The organism is Streptomyces coeruleofuscus (genome assembly GCF_039532725.1).
GTDB lineage: Bacteria > Actinomycetota > Actinomycetes > Streptomycetales > Streptomycetaceae > Streptomyces > Streptomyces coeruleofuscus.
In genome coordinates, this window is record NZ_BAAASE010000012.1 from 101,251 (window position 1) to 126,598 (window position 25,348).

Annotated in this window: 24 protein-coding genes and 2 pseudogenes; 13 read left to right on the top strand and 13 right to left on the bottom strand. The window is 70.6% G+C overall.

The genetic code is table 11. The features are described from left to right. Positions 1–168: 168 nt before the first annotated feature. From ABFX81_RS35400 to ABFX81_RS35410, 4 genes and pseudogenes are all read left to right on the top strand, one after another. The gene (locus ABFX81_RS35400) at positions 169–1,224 is read left to right on the top strand and encodes a YhjD/YihY/BrkB family envelope integrity protein (RefSeq protein ID WP_086855234.1); all 1,056 of its coding nucleotides are present in this window, start codon (positions 169–171) and stop codon (positions 1,222–1,224) included. 57 nt (positions 1,225–1,281) lie between these two features. Next, positions 1,282–1,827, top strand: coding sequence for a phosphatase PAP2 family protein (locus tag ABFX81_RS35405; RefSeq protein WP_086855233.1), 546 nt, complete (start codon positions 1,282–1,284; stop codon positions 1,825–1,827). A gap of 33 nt (positions 1,828–1,860) precedes the next feature. Continuing rightward, positions 1,861–2,097: pseudogene (locus ABFX81_RS42290) on the top strand (phage holin family protein); the annotation flags it as partial. Then, the gene (locus ABFX81_RS35410) at positions 2,094–2,576 is read left to right on the top strand and encodes a DUF3618 domain-containing protein (protein ID WP_086855232.1); all 483 of its coding nucleotides are present in this window, start codon (positions 2,094–2,096) and stop codon (positions 2,574–2,576) included. The pseudogene ABFX81_RS42290 and the gene ABFX81_RS35410, both read left to right, overlap by 4 nt. Before the next feature lie 352 nt (positions 2,577–2,928). On the opposite strand, the gene ABFX81_RS35415 is transcribed toward ABFX81_RS35410, so the two are convergent. The 6 genes and pseudogenes from ABFX81_RS35415 to ABFX81_RS35440 all read right to left on the bottom strand — a co-directional run. Continuing rightward, positions 2,929–3,147 (bottom strand): hypothetical protein, encoded by a 219-nt coding sequence (locus ABFX81_RS35415; RefSeq protein ID WP_346139209.1) that lies wholly within the window; start codon positions 3,145–3,147, stop codon positions 2,929–2,931. A 22-nt stretch (positions 3,148–3,169) separates the two neighbouring features. Further along, positions 3,170–3,913: a hypothetical protein gene (locus tag ABFX81_RS35420; protein WP_086855230.1), complete on the bottom strand. Its 744-nt coding sequence runs from the start codon at positions 3,911–3,913 to the stop codon at positions 3,170–3,172. Between the two features lie 107 nt (positions 3,914–4,020). Further along, positions 4,021–5,034, bottom strand: coding sequence for a hypothetical protein (locus ABFX81_RS35425; RefSeq protein WP_086855229.1), 1,014 nt, complete (start codon positions 5,032–5,034; stop codon positions 4,021–4,023). Positions 5,035–5,153: 119 nt separating this feature from the next. Next, on the bottom strand, positions 5,154–6,863 hold the full coding sequence (locus tag ABFX81_RS35430; protein WP_086855228.1) for a DHA2 family efflux MFS transporter permease subunit: 1,710 nt from the start codon (positions 6,861–6,863) through the stop codon (positions 5,154–5,156). Positions 6,864–7,146: 283 nt separating this feature from the next. Next, positions 7,147–7,770: a TetR family transcriptional regulator gene (locus ABFX81_RS35435; RefSeq protein WP_086855227.1), complete on the bottom strand. Its 624-nt coding sequence runs from the start codon at positions 7,768–7,770 to the stop codon at positions 7,147–7,149. Between the two features lie 113 nt (positions 7,771–7,883). Then, a pseudogene (locus tag ABFX81_RS35440) lies at positions 7,884–8,158 on the bottom strand (helix-turn-helix transcriptional regulator); the annotation flags it as partial. A gap of 191 nt (positions 8,159–8,349) precedes the next feature. Here ABFX81_RS35440 and ABFX81_RS35445 point away from each other — a divergent pair. From ABFX81_RS35445 to ABFX81_RS35460, 4 genes are all read left to right on the top strand, one after another. Further along, complete coding sequence (locus ABFX81_RS35445; RefSeq protein ID WP_086855226.1) at positions 8,350–8,754, top strand: hypothetical protein; 405 nt, start codon at positions 8,350–8,352, stop codon at positions 8,752–8,754. Continuing rightward, the gene (locus tag ABFX81_RS35450) at positions 8,751–9,578 is read left to right on the top strand and encodes a hypothetical protein (protein ID WP_346139210.1); all 828 of its coding nucleotides are present in this window, start codon (positions 8,751–8,753) and stop codon (positions 9,576–9,578) included. Before ABFX81_RS35445 ends, ABFX81_RS35450 begins: the two co-directional genes overlap by 4 nt. 38 nt (positions 9,579–9,616) lie before the next feature. Then, positions 9,617–10,138, top strand: a complete 522-nt coding sequence (locus ABFX81_RS35455; protein ID WP_346139211.1) for a roadblock/LC7 domain-containing protein — start codon at positions 9,617–9,619, stop codon at positions 10,136–10,138. A gap of 79 nt (positions 10,139–10,217) precedes the next feature. Then, entirely contained in the window at positions 10,218–10,592 is a 375-nt protein-coding gene (locus ABFX81_RS35460; protein WP_346139212.1) for a roadblock/LC7 domain-containing protein, read from the top strand. An 81-nt stretch (positions 10,593–10,673) separates the two neighbouring features. Here ABFX81_RS35460 and ABFX81_RS35465 read toward each other — a convergent pair whose 3' ends face one another. The 6 genes from ABFX81_RS35465 to ABFX81_RS35490 form a co-directional block, all read right to left on the bottom strand. Next, on the bottom strand, positions 10,674–11,654 hold the full coding sequence (locus tag ABFX81_RS35465; RefSeq protein ID WP_086843950.1) for an alpha/beta fold hydrolase: 981 nt from the start codon (positions 11,652–11,654) through the stop codon (positions 10,674–10,676). A gap of 96 nt (positions 11,655–11,750) precedes the next feature. Then, positions 11,751–12,245, bottom strand: a complete 495-nt coding sequence (locus tag ABFX81_RS35470) for a lamin tail domain-containing protein (protein ID WP_086843952.1) — start codon at positions 12,243–12,245, stop codon at positions 11,751–11,753. A 143-nt stretch (positions 12,246–12,388) separates the two neighbouring features. Then, positions 12,389–13,753, bottom strand: a complete 1,365-nt coding sequence (locus tag ABFX81_RS35475) for an FAD-dependent oxidoreductase (RefSeq protein WP_086843954.1) — start codon at positions 13,751–13,753, stop codon at positions 12,389–12,391. A gap of 141 nt (positions 13,754–13,894) precedes the next feature. Continuing rightward, positions 13,895–16,630, bottom strand: a complete 2,736-nt coding sequence (locus tag ABFX81_RS35480; RefSeq protein ID WP_346139213.1) for a SpoIIE family protein phosphatase — start codon at positions 16,628–16,630, stop codon at positions 13,895–13,897. 164 nt (positions 16,631–16,794) lie between these two features. Then, on the bottom strand, positions 16,795–17,340 hold the full coding sequence (locus ABFX81_RS35485; RefSeq protein ID WP_086843956.1) for a hypothetical protein: 546 nt from the start codon (positions 17,338–17,340) through the stop codon (positions 16,795–16,797). A gap of 28 nt (positions 17,341–17,368) precedes the next feature. Beyond that, complete coding sequence (locus tag ABFX81_RS35490) at positions 17,369–17,959, bottom strand: ATP-binding protein (protein WP_346139214.1); 591 nt, start codon at positions 17,957–17,959, stop codon at positions 17,369–17,371. 169 nt (positions 17,960–18,128) lie between these two features. On the opposite strand from ABFX81_RS35490, the gene ABFX81_RS35495 reads away from it, so the two are divergent. Both ABFX81_RS35495 and ABFX81_RS35500 read left to right on the top strand, forming a co-directional pair. After that, entirely contained in the window at positions 18,129–18,359 is a 231-nt protein-coding gene (locus ABFX81_RS35495; protein WP_086853210.1) for a DUF397 domain-containing protein, read from the top strand. A gap of 185 nt (positions 18,360–18,544) precedes the next feature. Beyond that, positions 18,545–19,459, top strand: coding sequence for a Scr1 family TA system antitoxin-like transcriptional regulator (locus ABFX81_RS35500; RefSeq protein WP_086853197.1), 915 nt, complete (start codon positions 18,545–18,547; stop codon positions 19,457–19,459). A gap of 50 nt (positions 19,460–19,509) precedes the next feature. Here the strand turns inward: ABFX81_RS35500 and ABFX81_RS35505 are convergent, their stop codons facing one another. Beyond that, the gene (locus ABFX81_RS35505; RefSeq protein ID WP_086853199.1) at positions 19,510–20,337 is read right to left on the bottom strand and encodes an SAM-dependent methyltransferase; all 828 of its coding nucleotides are present in this window, start codon (positions 20,335–20,337) and stop codon (positions 19,510–19,512) included. 239 nt (positions 20,338–20,576) lie between these two features. Between ABFX81_RS35505 and ABFX81_RS35510 the strand changes: the two genes are divergently transcribed. The 3 genes from ABFX81_RS35510 to ABFX81_RS35520 all read left to right on the top strand — a co-directional run bounded on the left by ABFX81_RS35510 (position 20,577) and on the right by ABFX81_RS35520 (position 25,296). Then, positions 20,577–22,967, top strand: coding sequence for a molybdopterin-dependent oxidoreductase (locus ABFX81_RS35510; RefSeq protein ID WP_086853201.1), 2,391 nt, complete (start codon positions 20,577–20,579; stop codon positions 22,965–22,967). Further along, the gene (locus ABFX81_RS35515) at positions 22,964–23,455 is read left to right on the top strand and encodes a hypothetical protein (RefSeq protein ID WP_086853203.1); all 492 of its coding nucleotides are present in this window, start codon (positions 22,964–22,966) and stop codon (positions 23,453–23,455) included. Before ABFX81_RS35510 ends, ABFX81_RS35515 begins: the two co-directional genes overlap by 4 nt. Positions 23,456–23,613: 158 nt before the next feature. Beyond that, entirely contained in the window at positions 23,614–25,296 is a 1,683-nt protein-coding gene (locus ABFX81_RS35520; protein WP_086853206.1) for a hypothetical protein, read from the top strand. Positions 25,297–25,348: the final 52 nt, after the last annotated feature.

A 25,348-nucleotide genomic window follows, 5' to 3' on the forward strand; every position in this document is an offset into this window, starting at 1 on the left:
CACCCCGTCCCGACAATGGTCCGCACGAGCAGGGCCCGCCCACCATCCGCATCGGGGCGGGTCCTGCTTGCCGCATGACATGGACGGCGCGGCGGGCACACCGCGGCCGACCACGAGGTCGCCCTCAGAGTGGGGTATACCGAGTGCGCGCTCGGATACCCGCCCGTCATGGCACGGAACGTCACGACGCGGAAGCTGGGCCGGTACGACGCGACCGGCCAGGACACCGAGCCCGGGCGCGAGAGGCGTGCGGGGCCGGACGAGCAGGTGGAGCGGCGGGCCCCGGACGAGCCGACGCAGTTGCCCGGGCGCTCCTGGCGGGCGGTGCTGAAAGGCACCGTCAAGGAGTTCAAGGACGATGAACTGGCCGACCGGGCCGCGGCGCTGACCTACTACGGGGTTCTCTCCCTCTTCCCGGCGCTGCTGGTGCTCGTGTCGCTGCTCGGGATCGCCGGGCAGTCGGCGACGCAGCAAGTGCTGGACAACCTTCAGAAACTCACCCCTGGATCGGCCCGCGACGTCATCCGCGATGCAGTGACGCAGCTCCAGGGCAACGCGGGCATCGGCTCGGTGGTGGCGATCGTGGGTCTGGCGGTGGCGGTGTGGTCGGCATCCGGCTACGTCGCGGCCTTCATCCGTACGGCCAACGCCGTGTACGACACGCCGGAGGGACGGCCGGTGTGGAAGGTGCTGCCCGTGCGTCTTGGAGTGACGGTGGCGCTGCTGGTGCTGGCGGTGGTCAGCGCTCTGATCGTGGTGTTCACCGGTGGCCTGGCTCAGCAGGCAGGTGCGGCTCTGGGGGTCGGGGACACGGCGCTGACCGTGTGGTCCATCGCGAAGTGGCCGGTCCTGGTCGTGCTGGTCACGATCATGATTGCGATTCTGTTCTGGGCGACACCGAACGTGAAGGGCCGCGGCTTCAGGTGGGTCACGCCGGGCAGTGTCCTGGCCCTGGTGATCTGGGTGATCGCGTCGGCCGGATTCGCGTTCTACGTGGCGAACTTCTCGTCCTACAACAAGACCTACGGCACCCTCGCCGGGGTGATCGTCTTCCTGGTGTGGTTGTGGATCAGCAACATCGCGGTCCTGCTCGGCCTGGAGTTCGACGCGGAGATGGCCCGCCAGCGTGCCGTCGCCGGCGGTCTGCCCGAGGACGAAGAGCCCTATGTCCCGCCCCGCGACACCCGTGCGTGGAGCGAGGAAGACCGGCGCCGTCTCGAATGAGGCCAGGTTTCCGCCGAGGGGGAGTTATGCGCTGCTCGGAGCGGGAAGTCGCAGGTCATGGGAGTGCTGACGGATCTTCGTGAGCGTGATCACCGGGTGACGCGGTGGGTGGCGTCGTGGCGGTCGGGCTGCGTTCGGCGGGTCCTGCCGGCGGTGGAGGAGACGGCCGAGCACACCAAGCTGTGGTGGGGCGCCGCCGTGGCCCTGTCCGCCACCGGGTGGCGGGGGCGCAGGGCCGCGACCGTCGGCCTGGCGAGCATGGCCGTGGCGGAACTGGCCTCGAACTGCGTCCTCAAGCGCGTGTGGCATCGGCGTCGGCCGCCGAAGGAGTGGATATCGCACGAGGACGTCCATGAGCGACCCGACTCTTCGTCCTTCCCTTCCGGGCACACCGCCGCGGGGGTGGCGTTCAGTGCCGCCGTGGCAGCGGTGTGGCCGTGGGTGGGCGCGGTTTGTGCGGTGCCGGCCGTCATGGTGGCCGCCGAACGCGTGCACACGGGTGCCCATTACCCCTCCGACGTCGCGGTCGGTGCCACGACCGGTCTGGCCGCGGCGGCCTTGGTGCGTCGTGTCCCCCGCCTGGTACGCCGACTGCTGCGCTGACAGGCGCAAGTCACCTGATTGCCGGAGATCGGGGAGATGAGGTTGACCCAGGCTGAAATGAAGGAGAAGGGCAAGCGGTACGGCAAGGGCGGGGCCTCTGCGGCGGGGTCGGCCTGGTCGGCTTCCTGACGCTGCAGGCAATGATCGCCACCGCCCTCGCAGCCTTGGAGCAAGAAGGAGGTCACCCAGGCCGCTCCACCGGTACCCGAGCAGACCATCGACAGCGTCAAGGCCGACGAGGCCGAGATCAAGGAGAGTGCACAGCGATGACCCAGCCGCCCCACGACGAGCCCACCGCCTCGAGCCCCGAGCAGTTGCAGGAGCAGGTCGAGCAGACCCGCCAGGAACTCGGGGAGACCGTCGAGGAACTGGCCGCCAAAACGGATGTCAAGGCCCGCGCACAGGAGAAGGCGACCGCTGTGAAGAAGCAGGTGGGCGTGCTGACGGAGCAGGCGGGCGCCAAGGCCGCGGAGGTGACCGGGCAGGCCAAGGTGAAGGCCGCCGAGGCCACGCACCTGGTGCAGGACAAGCTGCCCGACCCGGTCAAGGACAAGGCCACCGCAGCCGCTGAGCAGGTGAAGGCCAAGGCCGGAAAGGCCGGTCAGGTGTGGCAGGACAAGGCACCCGAACCGGTCCGCGCCAAGGCCCAGCAAGGTGCCCGGGCCGCCCGCGCCAACCGCACCGTGCTGATAGCGGCCGGCGGCGTGGCGGTGGCCGCGTGGCTGCTGCGCCGCCGAGGCAGGAGGTAGCCGTGAAGGCACCCCAAGTCGCCTACAAGCCAGTCGGCTGATCCGCCCTCTACCGGCGGCGCCCCGCCCTTCCGGGCGTGGGCGCCGCGCGGCGTCTCGGGGGATCGCGTCGGCCAGCACGGCCTGGAGATCGTCAAGGCCGTCGCCCAGAACCTCGACATCCAGCGGGAGCCGGTCGGTAAACGCATCACCGCCCGCATCGCCCTGACCGACACGCCCAAGTCGACGCCACCGTTCTGCTCTGCCGTAGCAGTCGGTCGCGCCCGCGTGCGGCGCTGACGCAGTGCCTTGCGATCCTGTCAACAGTGTTCGACGGAGCACGTCGGTCAGTAGCTCCGAGTCGACCCCGACGTCAGCGGCTGTCCCCTCCAGCGGGCGGGGCCGGGGCGGTCTCGCGCAGGACCACGTAGACCGTGTGCACGGTGAGTATGCGCTCGATCTCGTCGATGATCGGGGCGAAGAACTGCTGTCGGTGGTCCGCGTCCGTCATCGAGGTAACCGCGACATACATGCTGCCGAAGCCGACGAGGAGTGTGGCGTTGCGCAGCATGGCGACCGGGAGCTCGGGCAACAGGACCGACGTCTGGGGTTTCTCACCGATCCACTGTTCCGCCGTCTCGGGCGTGACCACCCTGAGGCGGTGGTTCCGTCCGCTCCGCTGCTGTCCGCTCCATCTGGAGGCGTCTTTGTTCCCTGTCGTCCGCCGTCGTCGCCGTCCGGTGGACGTCGGCGAAGCTGAGGAGGAAGGCGAGCAGTTCGTCGCGGGCGGCCAACCCCTCGGCGCCGGGGCGGGACAGGGCTTCGCGCAGGGCGTCCTGAAGGGTGTCCTGGACGTGAGGCCAGGGGCCGACGCTGGGCTGCGCCCTGCTCAGGTGCCCGGAGAGGACACCTGCCAGACGCAATGTGTCGCCATCGAGCCAGTCAGTCCACGCGCCGATCATTGACACGGTGTGGTGGAGGGAGCTCACGGTGGCGGCGGGGAGCGTCACCCGCACCGCATCCTCGGCATCCAGCGCCTCGATCAGTGCGGTGATCGGTGCGACCTTCTCCGGCCAGGGAAGGCGGGCCTGCATCGCGTCCAGGGCCCGCCGTATCTCGTCCACCTCCGCCAAGGGCAGGGCCATGGTGAGGTCCTGCGGCGGCCCGTCCCGCTCGCGATCCTTCTCCCGCCGGCGCGATCGTGGGTGGGAAGGCGAGATCCAGCCCATCACGTCGAACTCGTCGCCCGCCTCGGGGGCGCGACAGGGCGCCGGTGACGTGCGGTCGTAGCCTGTCTCGGCGAGGCATCGGTCGATCTCGTCCCACGTCGGCGCGTCGTCGCCGGACGAGAGGCGCACTACCCGCCGCCCCTGTGCGTAGGTGATCCGGAGGCTCCACGGACGCCCTGCCTCCAGCCGTGCCCTGCCCGGGCCTTTCGTCGCCAGCACCACAGTGATGTTCCCCCTCAGGAAAGGCCGCTCTGCACCCGGTGCAGATAGCTGAAGTCGTGGTCGTCCCGGGCGCTGGCCAGCGGGCGGATCTCCCGGGTGGCCACGTTCAGGGCATAGCCGCCGATCGTGCCGAGGAACCAGCCGAGGTCCGGCAGCAACAGGGCACCGCCCGCCGCGGCTGCCAGTGCGACCGACACCGTGACCGAACGGTGAACCCAGGCCATCCGGCTGCTGCGGCGCGCCCCTCGATAGTCCTCGACCGCCTCGGAGAGTTCCGCACGCAGCTGGGTGAGGACGTCCGCCGGGTGCTCGTAGTCACGGCGCAGATCGCCCAGCATGCGGTGCACGGCGCGCATCAGGCGGCGTCGTTCCTCGGCGTACTTCTCACGGAAAGCGAGGACCTCCTCGGTCGGGGTGCCCGGCGCCGGCACGGGCAGTAGCCGGCCCAGCTCCATCTCCCAGGCCAGACAGCGGGTCGGGGACACCGGGCGCAGGGTGTTGCGGTACGCGTCCTCGCTGTCCGTGTACGGAAAGAGGGCGAGGTCCGTGGCGGCGGCGAGCTCGCGGGCCAGCACGCCGACGACCAGGGCCTGGACCTCCTTGGAGACGGACAACTCCTCTCCCCGACCCAGGTGCCCGACGTCGGTGGCCAGTCCGAGGTGCAGCAGGAGCCGCTCCAACTCGAAAGTGATCTTTGACGTGTGGAGGACCGCTTCGGGCGGCGAGGTGGGTCTGGGCGGATCCGGGCGAGCCGCCATACGCCGGAGCTCTCGGGTAAGGACTGACCAGCTCTGGCCTGTGCTGTACGGGGGCCCGTAGACGGCCAGGACATCGAGCGTCTCCCCGGTGAAGGTGAGCGGCCGGTACAGCTCACGCTCTTCCAGCCGTCGCAGTTCGGCACCGACGAGCGCCTCGTACACCCGCGGGTCGCGGGGCACGACCGAGGCGAGACCGTCCCAGTAGAGCAGGGCCTGGTGGACGACCTCGGTGGGCGGATTCACCTTCGGGTAATACAGCAACACGCCCATGAAGCCCCCCCATGGCCCAGCTATGACAACCAGACCAACGATAGCGAGGCGCTTCGGTGTTGGTGGACCGGCGTCCGTGCGCTGTCGACCGGGGAAGTCCGGCTCACAGCTCCACTTGATCACCAACCCGTGAACTCCGGCTCCTTCTCCGAGGCGACCGAGGCCCTGCCCCCTTCCACGGGCTCGGACTCACTCTCCGCCCCGGTCTCCGCGGTGCGGTCATCGCCCGGGAGCAAGAAGGCCACGGAGACCGCCCCCACCCCCAGGATCGCCGCGCCCACCAGGCTGGTGTGAGCCACTGCGTCCGCGAAGGACGAGCCGACCGCGTCCGCCATCTGCTGGGCCCCGTGGGCGAGTTGCCCGGCCTGCTCCTTGAGCTGCGCGGCCTGCTGCGGGTCGGTCGCCCGCGCCGCCTGCTCGGCGACGTGCCGTGCCTGGTCGCCGATGCCCTCGGCGACCCCGTACCCGGCGGCGACCGAGTCCTGCGCCTGGCTCAGCGCGTCGGCCGGGAGCCTGCTGTCCGCTGTGGCATCCGACAGACCCGACGAGTACGAGGTCGACAGCAGCGAACCGAGTATGGCGATGCCGATCGCCCCGCCCAGTTCCTGCGAGGTGTCGTTGACCGCGCTGCCCACGCCCAGTTCTTCCTCGGGGAACGCGCCCATGATCGCGTCCGTGCAGGGCGAGAGCGCCAGGCCGATGCCGAGCCCGAGTGCGAGGAGGGGTGCCACGAAATCACCGTACGACGACGACTTGTCGACCTGGGTGAGCAGCGCGAGTGCCGTCGTGCCGGCGACCATGCCCGCGACGATCGTCGCCTTCATGCCGATGCGCGGGGTGAGGTAGCCGGTCAGCACGGAGCCGGCGAAGACAGCGCCGGCGAGCGGCAGCATGCGTATGCCGGTCTCCAACGCGTCGTACCGCAGGACGAACTGGAGGTGCTGGGTGAGGTAGTAGAAGGCGCCGAAGACCGCGAGAAGGAACAGTACGACGGCGATGTTGGCACCCGTGAACGCGCGGTTCGCGAAGCGGCGCGGGTCGAGGAGGGGGTGCGGGTGGTGCAACTCCCAGAGGGCGAACGCCACGAGCCCCACGACCCCGATGACCGTGCCCGTGACCGCCTTGGCGTCCCAGCCGTGCGGGGCCTCGATGAGCGTGAAGACCAGCGCGGCGATCCACACCACCGACAGCAGTCCACCGACGTAGTCGATGGGCGGCGCGTGCGTGGCCTTGGACGGCGGTACCAGGACGAAGGCGCCGACGATGGCGAGGGCGATCACGGGAACGTTGATCAGGAAGGTGGACTGCCAGCTGGAGCTCTCCAGCAGCATGCCCGCGATCAGCGGTCCGGCGGCGATGGCGAAACCGGCGGTGCCCGCCCACAAGGTGATCGCCTTGGTCCGCTCGGCGCGCGGGAAGGTCGCGGCGAGCAGAGAGAGCGTGGCGGGCATGATGAGCGCCGCGCCGACACCCATCACGGCACGGGCCGCGACGACCCCCGCCGCGCTGTCGACGAGTGAACCCCATATCGCTCCGCCGCCGAACAGGACGAGACCGAGAACAAGCGCGCCGCGTCGGCTGTACTTGTCGCCGATCGCGGCGAACAGCAGCATCAGGGCGGCGTACGGGATGGTGTAGCCGTCTATGACCCATTGCAGGTCGGTGCTGGACAGGCCGAGGTCCTGAGTCATGGAGGGAGCCGCGACCGTGAGGGCGGTGTTGGCCATCACGATCATCAGCAGGCTCAGGCAGAGCACCAGCAGAGCCCACCAGCGCCGGGCGTAGGGCCGGTCCATCCTCTCGACCGGTTCGTTCATGAACACACGCATGGGAGGCGGTCCTTCCGTATAGCGGATCCGCGTAAATCCCCTGCGGGCAGGGGCGGGTGCGCGGAAACGGCAGGGGATGCGAGCTTCCGTTCACCAGACTTTATCACTCGACAAAGTCGAAGGACCGAGTCTCGTTCCACGTGGCTGTTGGGAGATGGGTCGCCAGCAGCGTGAGATGGAGCGAATGCACAGATGGCATTGGCATCGACCAGGTCGATGCCAATGCCATCTGCGTGTTTGTGGCCCGCCCGTCCCGCGGGCGCTACGGGATGTGGAGACGGTGTCAGTTCGAAGGTACGGACACCATCTCCAGGCGGCCGCCCGCCATCGCCATCACGGCGGACACGAACGCTTGGAGGCAGGCGCGCTCGGCCTCCTCGTCGGGGTGCGAGAGACGTTGCATCGTGAGCCCGTCGAAGCCGGCGAGGAAGAATCGCGCGATCGTTTCCGCGGGATGGGCGAGAGGCCGGCCGGTACGCTCGGCCGCCTCGGCCACCAGTCTCGCCGTCACCTCGGTCACGCTCCGGCTGTGACTCTCGAGGGCTTCGCTCAGGGCGGGGGAGCGGAGCGCGAACAGGGTCAGTTCCGAAAGGAGCTGATGGCTGGCCGGTTGCTCGCGGACCGTCTGCCACAGGGCGGCAGCCAGCGTGCTGACTGTCTCCTCGAATCCCGCGCCGACCGGTGCGGCTCGCTCGACCTGTGCGATCAGATCCTGGGTGAGCTGCTCCATGACGGCTCGGTACAGCTCCTCCTTAGTGCCGAAGGTGTAGTGCACCGTGGCCTGGGCCACTCCCAGCTCGGCGGCGATGGCACGAGTGCTTCCCGCCGCGACCCCTTCCCTCGCCATGTAGTCGATGGCCGCTTTGATCAGCTGAGGGCGGCGCTCGGCCGCGGGAACGTGAGCCATGGCCGCATGATACCGACTGAGTCTCATGAACAAGTCGTTCGACGAAGTCGTTCCGTGCCTCGGCCGCTGCCCGTGCCGTCTGGCCGCTGGGGTCCGGTCTGTGGCCGCGCAGGTCAGTTCCCGCTGAACGGGGAGATCCACCAGCGCTTTCGAGTAGTGGACCCGCGAGAAGACGGTCTGATCCGCACCCGGTGGGCAATGTGGGGCAGTGTCAGTTCCGGCCGCAGGAGGAGGTGCTCGACGCGCTCGCGGCGCACTCCCTCGACGAGTGCCTCGTACGTCGTGCCGCACTCGGCGAGACGACGGCGCAGCGTCCGCTCGCTCGTCGCAGCCGCCGTGCCTGCTCGCTGAAGGAAGGGACCACCGGGAGGCTCTGCGCGACGGAAAGCCCTGGAAGCCCTGAAGGTCCTGGAGCCTGACGGACAGGTCCTGCTCGCTTCGGATCGATCCCGTACGCACCTCTGCCCGCTCCGCTGCACATTCCTTTGGAAAATGCCAAAGCCTTCACCTGGGCCGAGTACTTTCCGTAGTGTCGTGCTCACGTTCGCGGGAACGGCCGTGCAGGGAGGGGGATCCGGCGTGCCCGGAATTGACGAGAGTCTGCTGGAAGCCATGCGGCTGCCCGGTGCGCGAGGGGCGGCGGTGGTCGACTGGATCAGTGGTCTCGCCCTGGGCGCGGTGGGTGACGCGCCGGGCGGCGACCTGGAGGCGGCGGCCGCGGAGACCGCCGAACTCGCCCGCCTCGCCACGGAGAGCGGCGCGCTCGCCCCGGCCGGCGGCGACGTGGACGGAGTGTCCGGCAAGGAACCACCCGTACAGGACCTGATCATCACGAACACCGACTCGTACCACCTGCTGAGGTTCGTCACCACGACCTTCGACAGCACCGTGTTCCTGCACTTATGGCTCGACCGAGCCGAGGGCAACCTCGCCCTGGCCCGCATCCGGCTGGCCGAGATGGCGGACAGACTGGTGCTCGGATGATCACGCCGACCCGGACCGCACGCACGGACGAACCGGCCTCGGCCCTGCTCGGCACCCTCGCCGCTGAGGGCGCGAGCGGCGCCGTGTCCACCGAGGCGGGGATCGTCTACCTCGCCGCGGGACACGTCGTCCACGTCGAATCGGCCCTCACCCCCGACGTCGGCGATCTGCTCACGCACAGCGGCGCGCTCGCCCCGGACGGCTGGTGGGAGGCCATCGACCAGGCCGGCCGCCGTTGCCGCGTCGGCCGTCAGCTGGTGGACAGCGGCCACCTCGCCGCCGGCGCGCTCGAACTGTGCCATCTGGGCGCCCTCTTCGACGCGGCGTACTTCGTCCTCGCCCACGACGGACCGGTGCTCCGCTTCCGCCCCGGAGTCTCGCACTGGCTGGGCGCGGTCCGTGCGGTGCCGGTGGACACCGTCCTGCGGGAGTCGAGACGCCGCCGCGAACTGCTGCACCGCATATGGCCCGAACCCACCATCGACCTCGCCCCGGTCGCCCGTGTCCCCGATACCGGCCCGGCGGATCTCCCTGCCCGCCGCAGCCGCACCCTCGCCCAGGTCGACGGTGTCCGCACCGCCGCCCAGATCGCCACCGCCCTGGCCTGCCGCACCTTCCACACCCTCGTCGAACTCCGCCGCCTGGCCGCCGCCGGGCTGGTCGTCCCCAAAGCCCCAGCCCTTGTCCCTGCCCCAGCCCCCGTCCCTGCCCCCGCTCCCGCCCCAGTGTCCGCCGAGCCGGGCCCCGCCCCTCGTCCCACGGCACCGGACGAGCCCGACACCGCACTGCTGCGACGGCTCCTGCACGCCTTGGAGGCACTGTGATCCGCGCGCGACGACAGCGTGCCGAAAGGAGACTGCTCATGGCCGTCGAGACCGACGTCCTCGACGAACTGCGTCGGCTGCGCACCCGCATACCCCGGCTGACCGGTTCGCTCGCGGCCACCGTCGACGGACTCGTCCTCGCCCACGACGCCCCGGACACCGAACCGGAGGGACTCGCGGCGCTCACCGCCGCCGCCCTCGGCGTCGCCCACCGCATGACCGACGCCGCAGCGCGCGGCGACTTCCGCGAGCTGCTGGTGCGCGGCTCCGGAGGCTACGTCGCCACCTACGCGGCCGGGGCGACCGCCGTCCTGACCCTCCTCGCCGAGGACCGCGTCAACGTCGGCCGCCTCCACCTGGAGGGCAGGCGCAGCGGCGCCCGGATCGCGGACCTGGTGGCCACCCACGTCGAACCGGGCACCGGCCGCCACGCCGACCGGCCCGCGCCCGCCGAACACCTCGCGGCGGCGCCCACGGTCACGGCCCGCCCCATCGGCACCCTCCCGGTACGCACCCCGCAGCGGCCCACCCACCAGCCGCGCCCGCAGACCGGCATCTGAACCTTCCGCACCTCCCGGACCTCCTGACCGACCGAAGAATCCGCGAACGAAGAAACACCGAACGAAAGGAACCGCCCGCATGGCCAACACCGAGACCGCGCTGAAGGAATGCCTGAGCTCCATCGACGGAGCGACGGCCGCGGCACTCGTCGACTACACCAGCGGTATGGCGCTCGGCACCCTCGGCGGCACCAAGGACTTCAACCTGGAAGTCGCCGCCGCCGGCAACACCGATGTCGTACGGGCCAAGCTGCGCACCATGGAACTCCTGGGCCTGAAGGAGGAGATCGAAGACATCCTCATCACACTGAACTCCCAGTACCACCTCATCCGCCTGCTCAAGGGACGCGGAGGCAGCGGACTGTTCCTGTACCTCGTGCTCGACGGGAGCCGCGCGAACCTGGCGATGGCCCGCCACCAGCTCCGCCGGATCGAGAACGACCTGGAGGTCTGAGCCGGCACCACGGACGGGAGCCCTCCGCCACGGACACGTCGCGGAGGGCCCCGGCATGCCGGGGCGCCGCACCTACGAGGATCACCTGCCCCGGGGCAGGCCGGCGAGCCAGTCGGTCAGGAGCCGGTTGGTCTCCGCGGGGCGTTCCTGCTGGAGGAAGTGCCCGCAGCCGTCGAGGATGTGAGAAGCCGTCAGTCCGGGAAGGGTGGCCGGGTACGCCTCGATCGCGTCGGCCAGCCAGGTCGTGGAGGCGTCCAGGGCGCCGCCGATGAACAGCGACGGCTGTGTGACGGGGGCGCCGGCGAAGCCGGCCAGGTCCTGCCAGTCCCGGTCCATGTTCCGGTAACGGTTCAGGGCGCCGGTCATACCCGTGCGTTCGAACTCCCCGGCGAAGACGTCCAGGTCGGCCTCGCTCAGCCAGCGCGGCAGGCGGCCGACGGGGAACCGGTCGCGCAGCGTCCCTCCGCGGGCGACGAAATGCGGACCGGCTTCCGGCATCGTGCCGGCGGACAGGGCGGCGTAGAAACCCGCGAGCCAGCCGCGCACGTCGGGCTCGATCTCCGCTTCGGCCCGGCCGGGCCGCTGGAAATAGGAGACGTAGAACTCCTCCTCGCCGCCCATCCGCGCGAAGACCTCACTGGGCCTGGGGCCACCGGGCGGCGTGTAGGGCACGCTCAGCAGCCCCACCGCGCGGAACACCTCGGGCCGGACCAGCGCGGACGTCGCGGCGATCGTCGCCCCCCAGTCGTGCCCGACGACCACCGCGGACCGCTCGCCCAGCGCCTCGACGACGGCGACGTTGTCCTCCACCAGCTCGACCATCCGGTACGCGTCCACCGCCGCGGGCCGGGACGAGCGCCCGTAGCCGCGGACGTCGACGGCCACCGCGCGATAGCCCGCTGCGGCCAGCGCAGGCAGCTGATGACGCCAGGCGTACCAGGACTCGGGGAACCCGTGGAGCAGCAGTACCAGCGGCCCGTCACCCTGCTCGACGAGGTGGACGCGGCCGGCCGGTGAAGGGACGAGGCGGTGCGTGCGGTCGCCGGCGGACGTCTGCGGCATGGATCCTCCTGCGGTCCGGAGAAAGGTGCTCGGTCCACCGATCATCCGGCGTCCGCCGCGCCGCACGCGAAGCCTGTTGCCGGTTCGGCAAAAGGCTCAGCCGTGGTACGTGATGTACCCGTTGCCGTCCTTGTCGGAGCCGCTCTCGGTGTACGAGTGCACGTCGGCACGGCTGCCGGACGGCTTGTACACGTAGATCGTGTCCTTGTCGTTGTTCCACATGAAGTTGCAGTTGTCGCGGTAGACGACGTTCTTCGCGTCGGAGTCGGTCCCGTTGCCGCCGCGCAGCTTCACGTAGTCGCCCGGCTGAAGGGTGTGGCTCGCGGTGAAGGTGAACTTGTTCCCCGCGGCGTCCTTGACCACGTAGCCCTTGAGGTTCACGGTCGTCGACCGCGAGTAGTTCTTGATCGTCAGGTACTCCTCGTCGGTGTTCCCCGTCGAGCAGCGGTTGGAGTCGCTCCCGGGAGCGTTGTACTGGATCCCGCGGATCTTCAGTGCGGAGTTGTACTCGGCGGCATGGGCCGGGACCGCCGTCAGGGCGGCCAGGGCTCCGGCGGCGGCGGCCGTGGTGGCGACAAGGCGTATACGCATGGACGTTCGTCCCCCCTTGCGTGACCCTCTGATGAAGGTCATGTGATGGTTTGGTGAAGCATCCGGATCGTACACGGTTCAAGCACGCAAAAGGGCGGGTCCGGTGACATCGCCACCGGACCCGCCCGCAGGGTGTGTTGGACTCAGGCGCCGCTCGCCCGCAGCATGTCCTCACGCTCGACGATCTTCACGCGCTCGCGGCCCTCGGGCTCGCCCAGCGCCTTCTCCGCGGCGTCCAGCTTGTACCAGCCGTCCCAGGTCGTGAAGCGGATGTTCCGCTCGGCGAGGAACGCGTCCAGGGCCTCGGGGGCGGGGGCGGCGGGCGTGTGCAGCCGGCCGTTCGCGTAGTCGTCCAGCAGGTTGGCCACCGTCTCGTTCGCATCGCCCTTGGTGTGGCCGATGAGGCCCACGGGGCCGCGCCGGATCCAGCCGGTGACGTACGTGGACGGGAGGTGCTCGCCGGTCTCCTGCATGACCCGTCCGCCCTCGTCGGGGACGGTGCCGGAGTCGATGTCCCAGGGCAGCTTGGGGAGTTTGTCGGACAGGTAGCCCACCGCACGGTAGACCGCGCCGACGTCCCAGGTCTTGAACGTGCTGGTGCCCTTGACGTTGCCCGTGCCGTCGAGTTCCGTGCGCTCGGTGCGCAGTCCGACGACCTTGCCGTCCTCGCCGAGGATCTCGACCGGCGACTCGAAGAAGTGCAGGAAGAGCTTGTGGGGCCGGTCGCCGGTGTCGCGGATCGCCCAGTTCTCCAGGGTCTTGGCGACCATGTCGGCCTGCTTGTTGCCGCGCCGGGTCGCGATCGAGCCCTCGTCGTAGTCGATGTCCTCGGGGTCGACGATGACCTCGATGTTGGGGGAGTGGTCCAGCTCCCGCAGCTCCATCGGGCTGAACTTCGCCTGCGCCGGGCCACGGCGGCCGAACACGTGGATCTCCTTGGCCCGGTTGGCCTTCAGGCCCTCGTAGACGTTCGCCGGGATCTCGGTCGGGAGCAGCTCGTCCGCCGTCTTGGCCAGGACGCGCGCGACGTCGAGCGCGACGTTGCCGACGCCGAGCACGGCGACCTTCTCCGCCTCCAGCGGCCAGGTGCGCGGCACGTCCGGGTGGCCGTCGTACCAGGAGACGAAGTCCGCGGCGCCGTACGAGCCGTCGAGGTCGATGCCCGGGACGGACATCGACCGGTCGGCCATCGCGCCGGTGGCGAAGATCACGCCGTCGTAGAACGCGCGCAGGTCGTCCAGGCTGATGTCGGTGCCGTAGTCCACGTTGCCGAAGAGCCGGATCTGGGGCTTGTCGAGGACCTGGTGCAGGGCCGTGATGATGCCCTTGATCCGCGGGTGGTCGGGCGCGACGCCGTAACGGATCAGTCCGAACGGCGCCGGCATGCGCTCGAAGATGTCGATGGACACTCCGGGTTCGGCGGCCACCTCGGACTTGAGCAGGGCGTCGGCGGCGTAGATCCCGGCGGGGCCGGATCCGACGATGGCTACCCGCAGGGGGCGGGGCATGGTCAGGTTCCCTTCGAGCGGCGACAAGCGATCTCGCCGTGAAGCCTAAACTGAGGCATGCCTAAGTTGGTACGCGGGTCCGGTCTATGAGCTCATAAGGCGACTTTATGACCTCTCGTAGAAGGTCTTATGCGGTGACGCTCACGGCAACGGCTGCTCCGCCCAGATCACCTTCCCGGCGGGCATATAGCGCGTCCCCCAGCGTTCGGCGAGCTGTGCGACCAGGAACAGCCCCCGCCCGCCCTCGTCCGTCATCGTCGCGTACCGCAGATGCGGCGATGTGCTGCTGCTGTCGAACACCTCGCAGATCAGGTTGCGGTCCCGCAGCACCCGGACGTGGATGGGGCCGCCGCCGTACCGGAGGGCGTTGGTGACCAGCTCGCTCAGGATCAGCTCCGTGGTGAACGTCAGCTCGTCCAGTCCCCACTCGGCCAGCTGCCGGGAGACGGCGGCCCGCACCTCACCCACGGCCGCCGGGTCGGCCGGCACCGGCCACTCGGCGACCCGGTCGGCGGTGAGCGCCCGGGTGCGCGCGACGATCAGGGCGATGTCGTCGCTGGACCGGGCCGTGAGCCGCGCGTCGAGGACGGTCCGGCAGGTGTCCTCGGGAGACTGGCCGGCCCGGCTCAATGCCTCCCGCAGCATGTCGAGACCGACGTCGATGTCCCGCTCCCGGTCCTCGACCAGCCCGTCGGTGTAGAGGACGAGCCGGCTGCCCTCCGCCAGCTGGAGCTCCGCCGTCTCGAACGGCAGGCCGCCGAGCCCGAGCGGGGGACCGGCGGGCACGTCGGGGAATTCGACACTGCCGTCGGGGTGGATCAGCGCCGGCGGCGGATGCCCGGCCCGTGCGAGGGTGCAGCGCCGGGTGACCGGGTCGTACACGGCGTACAGACAGGTCGCGCCGGTGACCGGGGCGCTGCCGTCCTCCTCCGTCTCGTCCTGGTCGATCCGGCCGACCAGCTCGTCCAGCAGGGCGATGAGTTCGTCGGGCGGGAGGTCGAGCGCGGAGAAGTTGTGCACGGCGGTGCGCAACCGCCCCATGGTGGCCGCGGCGTGCAGCCCGTGCCCGACGACGTCTCCGACCACGAGCGCGACCCGGGCGCCCGACAGCGGCAGCACGTCGAACCAGTCGCCGCCCACCCCGGCCTGCGCGGGCAGATAACGGTAGGCGATCTCCAGGGCGTCCTGCTCGGGCAGGTTCCGGGGGAGCAGGCTGCGCTGGAGCGTCACCGCCATGCTGTGCTCGCGGGTGTAGCGGCGCGCGTTGTCGATGGAGACGGCGGCCCGCGCGACCAGCTCCTCCGCCAGGGCCAGCTCGTCCGTGTCGAAGGGCTCCGGCTTCTCGCAGCGCCAGAAGCTGACCACGCCCAGCACCAGGGAGCCGGCCCGCAGCGGCACGGTGATCAGGGAGTGGATGCCGTACTCCACGACCTGGGCGGAGCGCTCGGAATCCTGTGCCTGCCAGCCGGGGGCCTCGCCCAGCCGGGCTTCCAGGACGGGCCGGCCGGTGCCGAGACTGCGGCCCTGCGGAGAGGACTCGACGAACCTGATCCGCTCGCCGACGGGGTAGAGGGGGGCGTCCTTGCGGATTCCGCTGAGCGCCGTACGGCTGAGCGCGGCCGCCGCGTCCGGCTGCCCGCCGCTCAGCACCGCGTCGAACAGGTCCACGGTGGCGAAGTCGGCGAACCGGGGCACCGCCAGCTCGGTCAGTTCCTCGGCCGTGCGGGTCACGTCCAGGCTCGTTCCGATGCCCACCCCGGCGTCGTACAGCATGTTGAGCCGTTCCCGCGCGGTCTCGGCCCGGCCGGAGAGGGCACGCAGCTCCGTGGAGTCGCGGAGCGTGGCGACACTGCCGGGCGGGACGCCCGCGCGGTCCGTGGTGCGCTGGTTCACGGCGAGGAGCCGGTCCCCGACGCGGTGCACCTCGTCCGTGGCGACGCGCCCGGAGGCCAGCAGCTCGGCGGTGCCCGGGTCGAGCCCCAGGCTGAGCACGTGCCGGCCCTCGGCGTCGGCGGGCAGCCCGAGCAGACGGTGCGCCTCGTCGTTGGCGAGCAGCAGGGTGCCCCCGTCGTCGACGATGAGCACGCCCTCGCGCACGGCGTGCAGCACGGCGTCGTGGTGTTCGTACATCCGGGTCATCTCGTGCGGCCCGAGCCCGTGGGTCTGGCGCATCAGCCGCCTGCTCACCAGTGCGGCGCCCGCCGTCGCCAGGATGAGCGCCACCGCTGCGGCGGACAGGACGAGCGGCAGCTGACGGTCGGCGGTGCCACCGACGTTGGCGGTGGTGATCCCGGCCGACACCAGGCCGACGACCTCGCCGTCCGGAGCCTTCACCGGCACCACGGCCTGCACGAGGGGGCCGATCGTGCCGGTGATCTGCTCGGTCACGGACCTCCCGGCCAGCGCGGGCGCGAGCGTCCCGACGAACTTCTTCCCGATGCGGTCCGGCCTGGGGTGGGTGTAGCGGATCCCGTCGGTGTTCATGACGACGATGAAGTCGACCTTCGACTGCTCACGGGCGGCCTCGGCACGCGGCTGGAGCACCGCCGTGGGGTCGGGACTCTCCAGCGCCTCGATCGTGCCGGGGGCGTTGGCGAAGGTCTCCGCGACGGCGAGCGAACGGTTGCGGGCCTCCTGGGTCGTGTCGTGCCGCACTTGCAGCACCAGCGCCACCACGGCCGCCACCACCAGCAGCAGCACGATCACCACGACGAGCAGGAACACCTGGCGGGCGACACTGCGTCCGCCCAGCACCGACCGCAGCCCCGCCACCGGATGCCACCATGACGGGCCCGCCTCCCGCCGCTGCCGTTCGGACGGCGCAGCGCCGGGCCGCAGGGGCGATCGAGTCCCGGATCGACCCAAGAGTCGGACCATGTGCCATGTCTACACTGCCCGGCCGCGCGAGGCGAGGGGCATCACCCATGGTGACAGGGGGCCCTCACCGTATCGTCACGTCTCCCGCCGCCCGGGACGCCCGCGTGCGGTGTCCGCCCCCGGAACGGGCACGGACGGCGGACCCTCCGGGAGGTTCCGCGGCCTCAGGTGGCCAGTGAACGCGCGAGCTCGGTCGTGGCCCGGGCGATCTCCGTGTCCTCGTCCGCCATCAGCCGGCCGAGCTCACCGCGCCGGGCCCGCACCGCCTGGCGCGCCGCACGCTCCCACACCACCGGGTTCTCCCGGCGGTTCAGCAGCTTCGGATAGGCGGCCGCGGTGCTCTCCCACTGCCGGGCTTCGGCGATGTTCTTGAGCAGCCGGATGATCTGGGCGCGGCAGGTCACCTGCGGCAGCTTGGCCAGCTCCCACAGGAAGGGAACCGTGGCGGCCGTCGCCTGCTCCACGACGAAGCCGAACTGGCAGATCCGCTTGCGCAGGTCGTCGAATGCGGAGCGGGCCGTGTCGGCGTCACCCCAGGCGATGCCGTTGAGCAGGAGGGGAATGGCGGCCGCCGAACCGGTGGAGTCCTGGATCTCGCCCCAGGGCACGCGGTCCAGGGCCGTGAGCGGCGTGTCCCCGGCCACCCCGGACGGGGCGTCGGGGCGCTGTGGGCGCTCGCTGCTCGAGTGTTCCGTCGAAGCGCTGCGCATGGCGTGAGGCCTTTCCGCGGCAGTCGTGTCAGATGGGAGGACAGGTCGACAACCTGGCCCAGACCGTCTTGCCCGCCGGAGGGCAGGGGGTCCAGCCCCACTCCTCGGACAAGGCGTCGACGAGGCACAGGCCCCTGCCGTGCTCCTCCAAGGCGGAGCCGGCGGGCGCGTACACGGGCGGGTGGTCGTCGGGGTCGGAGACGGTGACCAGCAGATGGGTGGGGTCCAGGAGGAATCCGAGCCGGATCTCCGGCGCACCCGGCGCACCCGCCGCCGGTGCCGCGTGCGTCGCGGCGTTGGCGGCGAGCTCGGTGACGACGAGCGTCGTGTCGTCGTAGCGGTGGCCGAGCGACCAGATGTGCAGCGTGTCGCGGGTGAAGGACCGGACGCGCGCGAACCCCTCCCTGCTGCACTCGACGCGCAGGGCGGCCGAAACGGTCAGGGCACCGGACGGCGGCGGCACCGTCTCCGGCATCGGGGGCGGGGTCCCGTACGGCGTCGCCTCGTACGACGTCGCCGCGGGCGGGCCGGGCGGGAATCCGGTGCCCGTGCCGGGCGAGCCTGCGTGCGTCGCAGCCTCACCAGGCGGCCGGAGCACGTGCTGCGCAGCTGATGACACGGCATCTCCCCGATGCGAGGTCAGGTCGCGGCGCCAGCACGGGGGTTGACGCCGCAGCTATTATCCACGCTGACGGCGCTCCCGTGCAATTGCACGAGAAATTGCGTGACAATCAAGCCGTGTCGGGTACACGAGCCGGGACGTGAACGAGAACAGCGAGGAGAGCGTGGTGCCACCAGTGCAGAACGGAGTGCAGGCAAGCTCGTTGGACGCCTGCTGGATCAAGAGCCGGCACAGCAACGCCGAGGGCAACTGCGTGGAAGTCGCCCCTCTGGTCGACGGCGGGATCGCGATGCGCAACTCCCGCGACCCCGACGGGCCCGCGCTCGTCTACACAGCGGCGGAGGTGGCGGCGTTCGTGGCCGGGGCGAAGGACGGCGAGTTCGACCACCTGCTGTGAAGTCCTCATGCCGTGAAGCCCGCATGCCATGAAGCCTCATGCCGTGAAGTGCGTACGCCGTGAAGCCCGCGCGGTGATGTGGAGCTCAACTCCCCACTTGCGTGGGGCTTCTCCGGGGGATGCGGGGACGCCCGGCGGAGTGCGATAGTGTAAATCGCCCTTGTGCCGGTCTGCTGGGAGTCAGGATGTCCGCCGCGTCGCATCGCATCTCCCGTCTGGAACCCTACCTGGACAGGCCCGAGCCGGCGCCGACTCTGCTGAAGATGCTGGTCGGTGTACAGCTGGCAGGCTTCCGTGAGGACGCCGGGCTCGCCCAGGACCAGGCGGCGCGCGCTGTCGGCTTCAGCGCCGCGAAACTGTCCCGCATCGAGTCCGGCAAGGGCCGCCGCCCGCCGACGGAGAACGACGTCCGCGCGCTGCTCCGGCTGTACGGCACCGACGACTACGAGGCCTCGGTGCTGCTCAAGCTGTTGCAGCGCGCCGGCGAGCCGGGCTGGTGGCAGCGGTACGACAAGCGGCTGATGCCCGAGTGGTTCGACCGGCTGGTCGGACTCCAGGAGGCCGCCGCCACCATCCGCACCTTCGAGATCCAGTACGTGCCCGGCCTGTTGCAGACACCCGCCTACACCAGGGCCGTGGTGGAGCGGGGCCTGCCGAACGCGCCTGCCGGTGAGGTGGAGCGGCGTGTGGAACTCCGCCGGCACCGGGCGCGGTTGCTGCTCCGGCCGGACGCCCCGCAGCTGTGGGCGGTCATCGACGAGTCCGTGTTGCTGCGCGTCCTGGGCAGCACCGACGTGATGCGGGAGCAGCTCGCGCACCTCGTCGAGATGGCCGAACGCCCCAACGTGACGTTGCAGATCGTCCCGCTGAACGTCACGAACGCCTCGGCGCCCGCCATCCCGGTCACGTACCTGCGCTTCGGCGGTCTCGATCTCCCCGACGTGGTCTACCTGGAGCACATCAAGAGCGCGAACTTCCTGGAGGACCTCGACGAGACAGAGGAGTACCGGGTCGCGCTGGACCGCCTCGCGGACGAGGCGCTCAAGCCCCGTGACTCCCTGGAACTGCTGCGCACGACGATGGAGCAGCGCTACGCGTGACGCGCGAGTGCCTCACGCGGTCGACCTGCGTCCCGCGCGAGGCACCTGAGTCACTTCTCCAGCGGAATCCGCCCCACGCCGCCGAACTCGATCCACTCCTGGGTGAGCTGGCGGGGCGCCACCTCGGTGTCCGGACGCCACGTGGACACCTCCACCAGCCCCGGCTCCAGGATCTCCAGCCCCTCGAAGTACGCGGCGACGTCCTTCTCCTCGCGCACGCGGCCCCAGTGCCCCTGGGTCGCCTGGTCCATGAAGTTCGTGACGAAGTCACGGACCTCGGGGTCCTCGCTGACCAACTGGCACATCACCATGAAGCTGCCGGGCGCGAGCCGCTCCCGCACCCGGCGCGCCACCGCGATCGGCCCGTCGGTGTCGCTGTCCGGGATGCAGTGGAACACCGAGTTGAAGAGCACGCACACCGGCTCGGAGAAGTCGATCAGCCGCTTGGTGTCGGGGTGGTCGAAGATCAGGTCGGTCTCGCGCAGGTCCGCGTGGATGACGCTCGTGCGTTCGTCCTGCTCCAGCAGCGCACGGCCGTGGACCAGCACCATCGGGTCGTTGTCGACGTACACCACGTGGGTCGTGGGGTCGATGTGCTGGGCGACCTGGTGCACGTTGTCCTGCGTCGGCAGGCCTGATCCGTGGTCGAGGTACTGCCGGATGCCGTAATCCTGGGAGAGGGTCCGCACGACCCGCTGGAGGAAGCGCCGGTTGTTCAGGGCCAGGCGGCGCGTGCTGGGCACGACCTTGTCGAGTTCCTCGCAGGCGGCACGGTCGGCCGCGTAGTTGTCCTTGCCGCCCAGGTAGTAGTCGTACATACGCGCTGCCGTCGGCACGTTCGCGTCGATCTCGGTGGACAACCGCTTCTCGGAGTGCATCGTTCCCCCTGCGTGGTGCCGTGCCAACGGACTGGCTGGACAGGAAGTACATCCTAGGGAGCGGGAGTTGGCCGCTGCCAGCCCAGCGGCGAAGGTGCCCACGATCGAACGACCGGGTGATCGTCCCCCGCGACGCAGTGTGCGCCCTGTGCCACTCTGCTGTACTCAGCGTCACCGGAGACTTCGGTGGTCACGGCGGGGTACTCGCCAGGGAACGTTCTCCTGTGGGAGGTGGGTCCATGGACACCCCGGCCGACCGGATCGCGGATCCCTGGGGTGCGCGTACCCCGTACGACCCCGGCACGCCGTGGCCGTCCCGGACGGACACGCATCTGCGGGCCGGGACCGCCGAGCAGGACGTGGAGCGGTGGGTGCAGTCCGCCTCGCTGCTGCACTCCAACGGCGACGCGATGGACATCGCGGTGCGCGAGGGCCGCATCGTGGGAGTGCGGGGCCGGGCCGCGGACCGGGTGAACCGCGGACGCCTGGGCCCCAAGGACCTCTACGGCTGGCAGGCCAACGCCTCTCCCGACCGGCTCACCAGGCCCCTGGTCCGTGAGAACGGCCGGCTGGTGGAGTCCGACTGGGACACCGCCATGGAGCGGATCACCGCCCGGGCCCGGCACCTCCTGGACGACAAGGGCCCGGGCTCGATCGGCTTCTACACCACAGGACAGCTGTTCCTGGAGGAGTACTACACGCTGGCCGTGCTCGCCCGCGCCGGCATCGGCACCAACCACCTGGACGGCAACACCCGGCTGTGCACGGCGACCGCCGCCGAGGCGCTCAAGGAGACGTTCGGCTGCGACGGGCAGCCCGGCTCCTACGAGGACATCGACCACGCCGACACCGTCGCCCTGTTCGGGCACAACATGGCCGAGACACAGACGGTCCTGTGGATGCGGCTCCTGGACCGCCTGGAGGGAGGCGATCCGCCCCGGCTGGTGTGCGTGGACCCGCGGTACACGCAGGTCGCCCGGCGCGCCGACGTCCACCTGGCCCCGCGCGCGGGCACGAACGTCGCGCTGCTCAACGCGCTACTGCACGAGATCATCCGCACCGGCCGCGTCGACCGGGCCTACGTCGACGCGCACACCGTCGGTTTCGAAGAGCTGGCGGCCGCGGTCGAGGAATGCACGCCCCGGTGGGCGGCCGGGATCTGTGACGTGCCCGCTGCGCAGATCGAGCGGGCGGCGGAGATCCTCGGCACCGCCGAGCGGCTGCTGTCCACGGTCCTCCAGGGCGTCTACCAGTCCCACCAGGCCACCGCCGCCGCCGTCCAGGTCAACAACCTGCACCTGGTCCGCGGCATGCTGGGCCGCCCCGGCCGCGGACTGCTCCAGATGAACGGGCAGCCCAGCGCCGAGAACACCCGCGAGTGCGGCGCGGACGGCGACCTGCCGGGCTTCCGCAACTGGCAGAACGACCAGCACGTGGCCGAACTGGCCGCCGTGTGGAACGTGAAGCCCGAGACGATCCCGCACTACGCGCCGCCCACGCACGCGATGCAGATCTTCCGGTACGCCGAGCAGGGCTCGATCCGGATGCTGTGGATCACCGGCACCAACCCGGCCGTGTCCCTGCCCGAGCTGTCCCGCGTCCGGTCGGTCCTCGCCCAGGAACGGCTGTTCGTGGTCGCGCAGGACCTGTTCCTCACCGAGACCGCGCAGCTCGCCGACGTCGTCCTGCCCGCGGCGACCTGGGGCGAGAAGACCGGCACCCTCACCAACGCCGACCGCACCGTGCACCTGTCGGAGAAGGCCGTCGAACCACCCGGCGAGGCCAGGGCCGACCTGGACATCTTCCTCGACTTCGCCCACCGCATGGACTTCCGCGACAAGGACGACGGGCCGCTGATCAGCTGGCACGACCCCGAGTCGGCGTTCGCGGCCTGGCAGCGATGCAGCTCCGGCCGCCCCTGCGACTACACGGGGCTGAGCTACGAACGGCTGCGCGGCGGCAGCGGCATCCAGTGGCCCTGCACCGAACAGGCCCCCGACGGCACCGCGCGCCTCTACACCGACGGCATCGCCTACGCCCACCCCGACACCTGCGAGAGCTACGGCAAGGACATGGTCACCGGGGCGAGCGTGGAGCCCGTGGAGTACCGGTCCCTCAACCCGGACGGCAAGGCGGTCATCAAAGCAGCGGAGTACCTGCCGCCCCACGAGGACACCTCCGCCGACTACCCCCTCCAGCTGATCACCGGCAGGACCGTGTACCACTTCCACACCCGCACGAAGACCGCCCGCGCCCCCGAGCTGAACGCCGCAGCGCCGGACGTCTGGGCCGAGATCTCACCCGCCGAGGCCTCGACCCAGGGACTCGCCGACGGCGACCTGGTGCAGGTCACGACGGAGCGCGGGGCGGTGCGGGCCCGGCTGCGCACCACCGCGATCCGCGACGGCATGGTGTTCCTGCCCTTCCACTACGGCTACTGGGACACCCCGGCGGGCCACCGCCCGCCCGACGACGGCCCCGGCCGCGCCGCCAACGAGACCACCGTGACCGACTGGGACCCGGTCTCCAAACAGCCACTGTTCAAGACCGGCGCGGCGCGCGTCACCCTCGTCGCGCGGCGCGCGAGCGACACCGGCGCCCGGACCGAGACGGCGGGGAGCAGCACATGACCGGCATCGGCACCACCCTGCGCCTCCTCCACGACGGCGAACGCGACCTGGAGCAGGACCTGCTGTCCGCCGCCGCACGGCACCACACCGACCACGAGTTCCACCATGTCGCCCTCGACGTCGCCCGCTGGTCGCGCGAGCACGCGGCCCGCCTCGCGGACGCGGGCCGCGACCACGGCCTCGACCTGTCCGGCCCGCGCGGCAACCCGTCGCCCGGCGCGCTCGCCACGCTCCGGGAGAAAGCGTCGGAAGCCCTCGGCCGACGCCCTGAGACCGGTCTGCTCCTCCTGCACGACCTGCGCGATCTGCACCTCGCGGCCGCGCGGAACTCCCTCCACTGGGAGATGCTCGCCCAAGCGGCGCAGGCCACCCGGGACGAGCGGCTGCTGGCACTGGTCACCGACTGCCACCCGCAGACGCTCCGGCAGCTCCGCTGGACCAACACCATGATCAAGGTCCTGGCGCCGCAGCTCCTGACCAGTGTCTGACCCTGGCGGCGTCTTCCTGCGCCGCCGCCCCTCGATCTGGTCAGTCATGTTTTCAAAGGCGCCCCGCTAATCTGGAAATACGACAATTCATCGGTGATCGAGGGCGCGTCCGCAGCCGCTATTCTCACGGCTCCCGGCCGCTTTCCCAGGAGAATCCCATGGGCGACTATTTCGACCTCGGCACGCACAGCCGTCCCGTCACCACCTCCTCCGCCGAAGCCCAACTCTGGCTCGACCGCGGCCTGGTGTGGACATACGCGTTCCACCACGAGGAGGCCGTCGCCTGCTTCGAAAAGGCGGCCGGGGCCGATCCCGAGTGCGCCATGGCGTATTGGGGCATCGCCTACGCGCTGGGCCCGAACTACAACAAGCCCTGGGAATTCTTCGACGGCGAGGAACTGGCACGGACGGTGGAGCGTACGCACGCCGCCGTGGAACGGGCCCATGAGAAAGCAGTCCGGACCACCCCGGTCGAGCAGGCCCTGATCGGCGCGCTGCGGGCACGCTACCCCCAGTCGGAGGCCGTCGAGGACTGCTCGGTCTGGAACGAGCCCTACGCGGACGCGATGCGCGCGGTCTACGAACTGGCGCCCGAGGACCCGGACATCGCCACCCTGCACGCCGACGCGCTGATGAACCTCACCCCCTGGCAGCTGTGGGACCTGACCACCGGTCAGCCCGCCGAGGGCGCACGGACCTCGGAGGCCAGGGCCGTCCTGGAAGGCGCGCTCGGGACCGACGCGGGCGCCCGGCACCCCGGGGTCCTGCACCTGTACATCCACCTGATGGAGATGTCCCCGACACCGGAGCGGGCCCTCACCGTCGCCGACCGGCTGCGCGGCATCGTCCCCGACGCAGGCCACCTGCTCCACATGCCCTCGCACCTCGACGTCCTGTGCGGGGACTATCGCCAGGTCGTCGCGGCCAACAGCGCCGCGATCGCCGCCGACGAGAAGTTCCGCCGACGGGCCGGCGCGATGAACTTCTACACCCTCTACCGGGCGCACAACTACCACTTCAAGATCTACGGGGCCATGTTCCTCGGCCAGGCACAGGTCGCCCTCGACACCGCCGCCCAGCTGGAAGCCGCCATTCCCGAAGAGCTGCTCCGCGTGCAGAGCCCCCCGATGGCCGACTGGCTCGAGGGCTTCCTCGCCATGCGCGTCCACGTACTGATCCGTTTCGGCCGCTGGGCCGACATCCTCTCCCTGCCGGCCCCCGCCGACCCTGAGCTGTACTCGGTGACCACCGCCATGCGGCACTACGCCCGGGGCGTCGCCCTCTCGGCCACCGGCGAGGTCGGCCGGGCGGAGGCCGAGCGCGAGCTCTTCCGCGCGGCGGTGAACCGGGTGCCCGAGTCGCGGACGCTGTTCAACAACACCTGCCGCGACATCCTCGCCGTCGCGGCGGCCATGCTGGACGGCGAGCTCGAATACCGCAAGGGCAACCACGACCTCGCCTTCGCCGCCCTGGAACGCTCCATCGAGCTGGACGACAACCTTCCCTACGACGAGCCCTGGGGCTGGATGCAGCCCACCCGCCACGCCTACGGTGCCCTGCTGCTGGAACAGGGCCGGGTGGCGGAGGCCGAGGCGGTCTACCGCGCGGACCTCGGCCTCGACGCCACCCTGCCCCGCCCCCTCCAGCACCCCGGCAACGTCTGGTCCCTGCACGGCTTCCACGAGTGCCTGCTGCGGACGGGCAAGACCGCCGAGGCGGCTCTCGTGGCCCAGCAGCTCAGGATGGCGACCGCGCTGGCCGACGTCCCGATCCAGGCGTCGTGCTTCTGCCGCCTGGAGACTGCGCCCGGCCCCCAGCCGGGCGACGGATGCTGCCACTGACCGAGCGGGCCGGAGTCGCCCGGCCGCGTGGAGGAGTGGTGGCGAGGGGCGC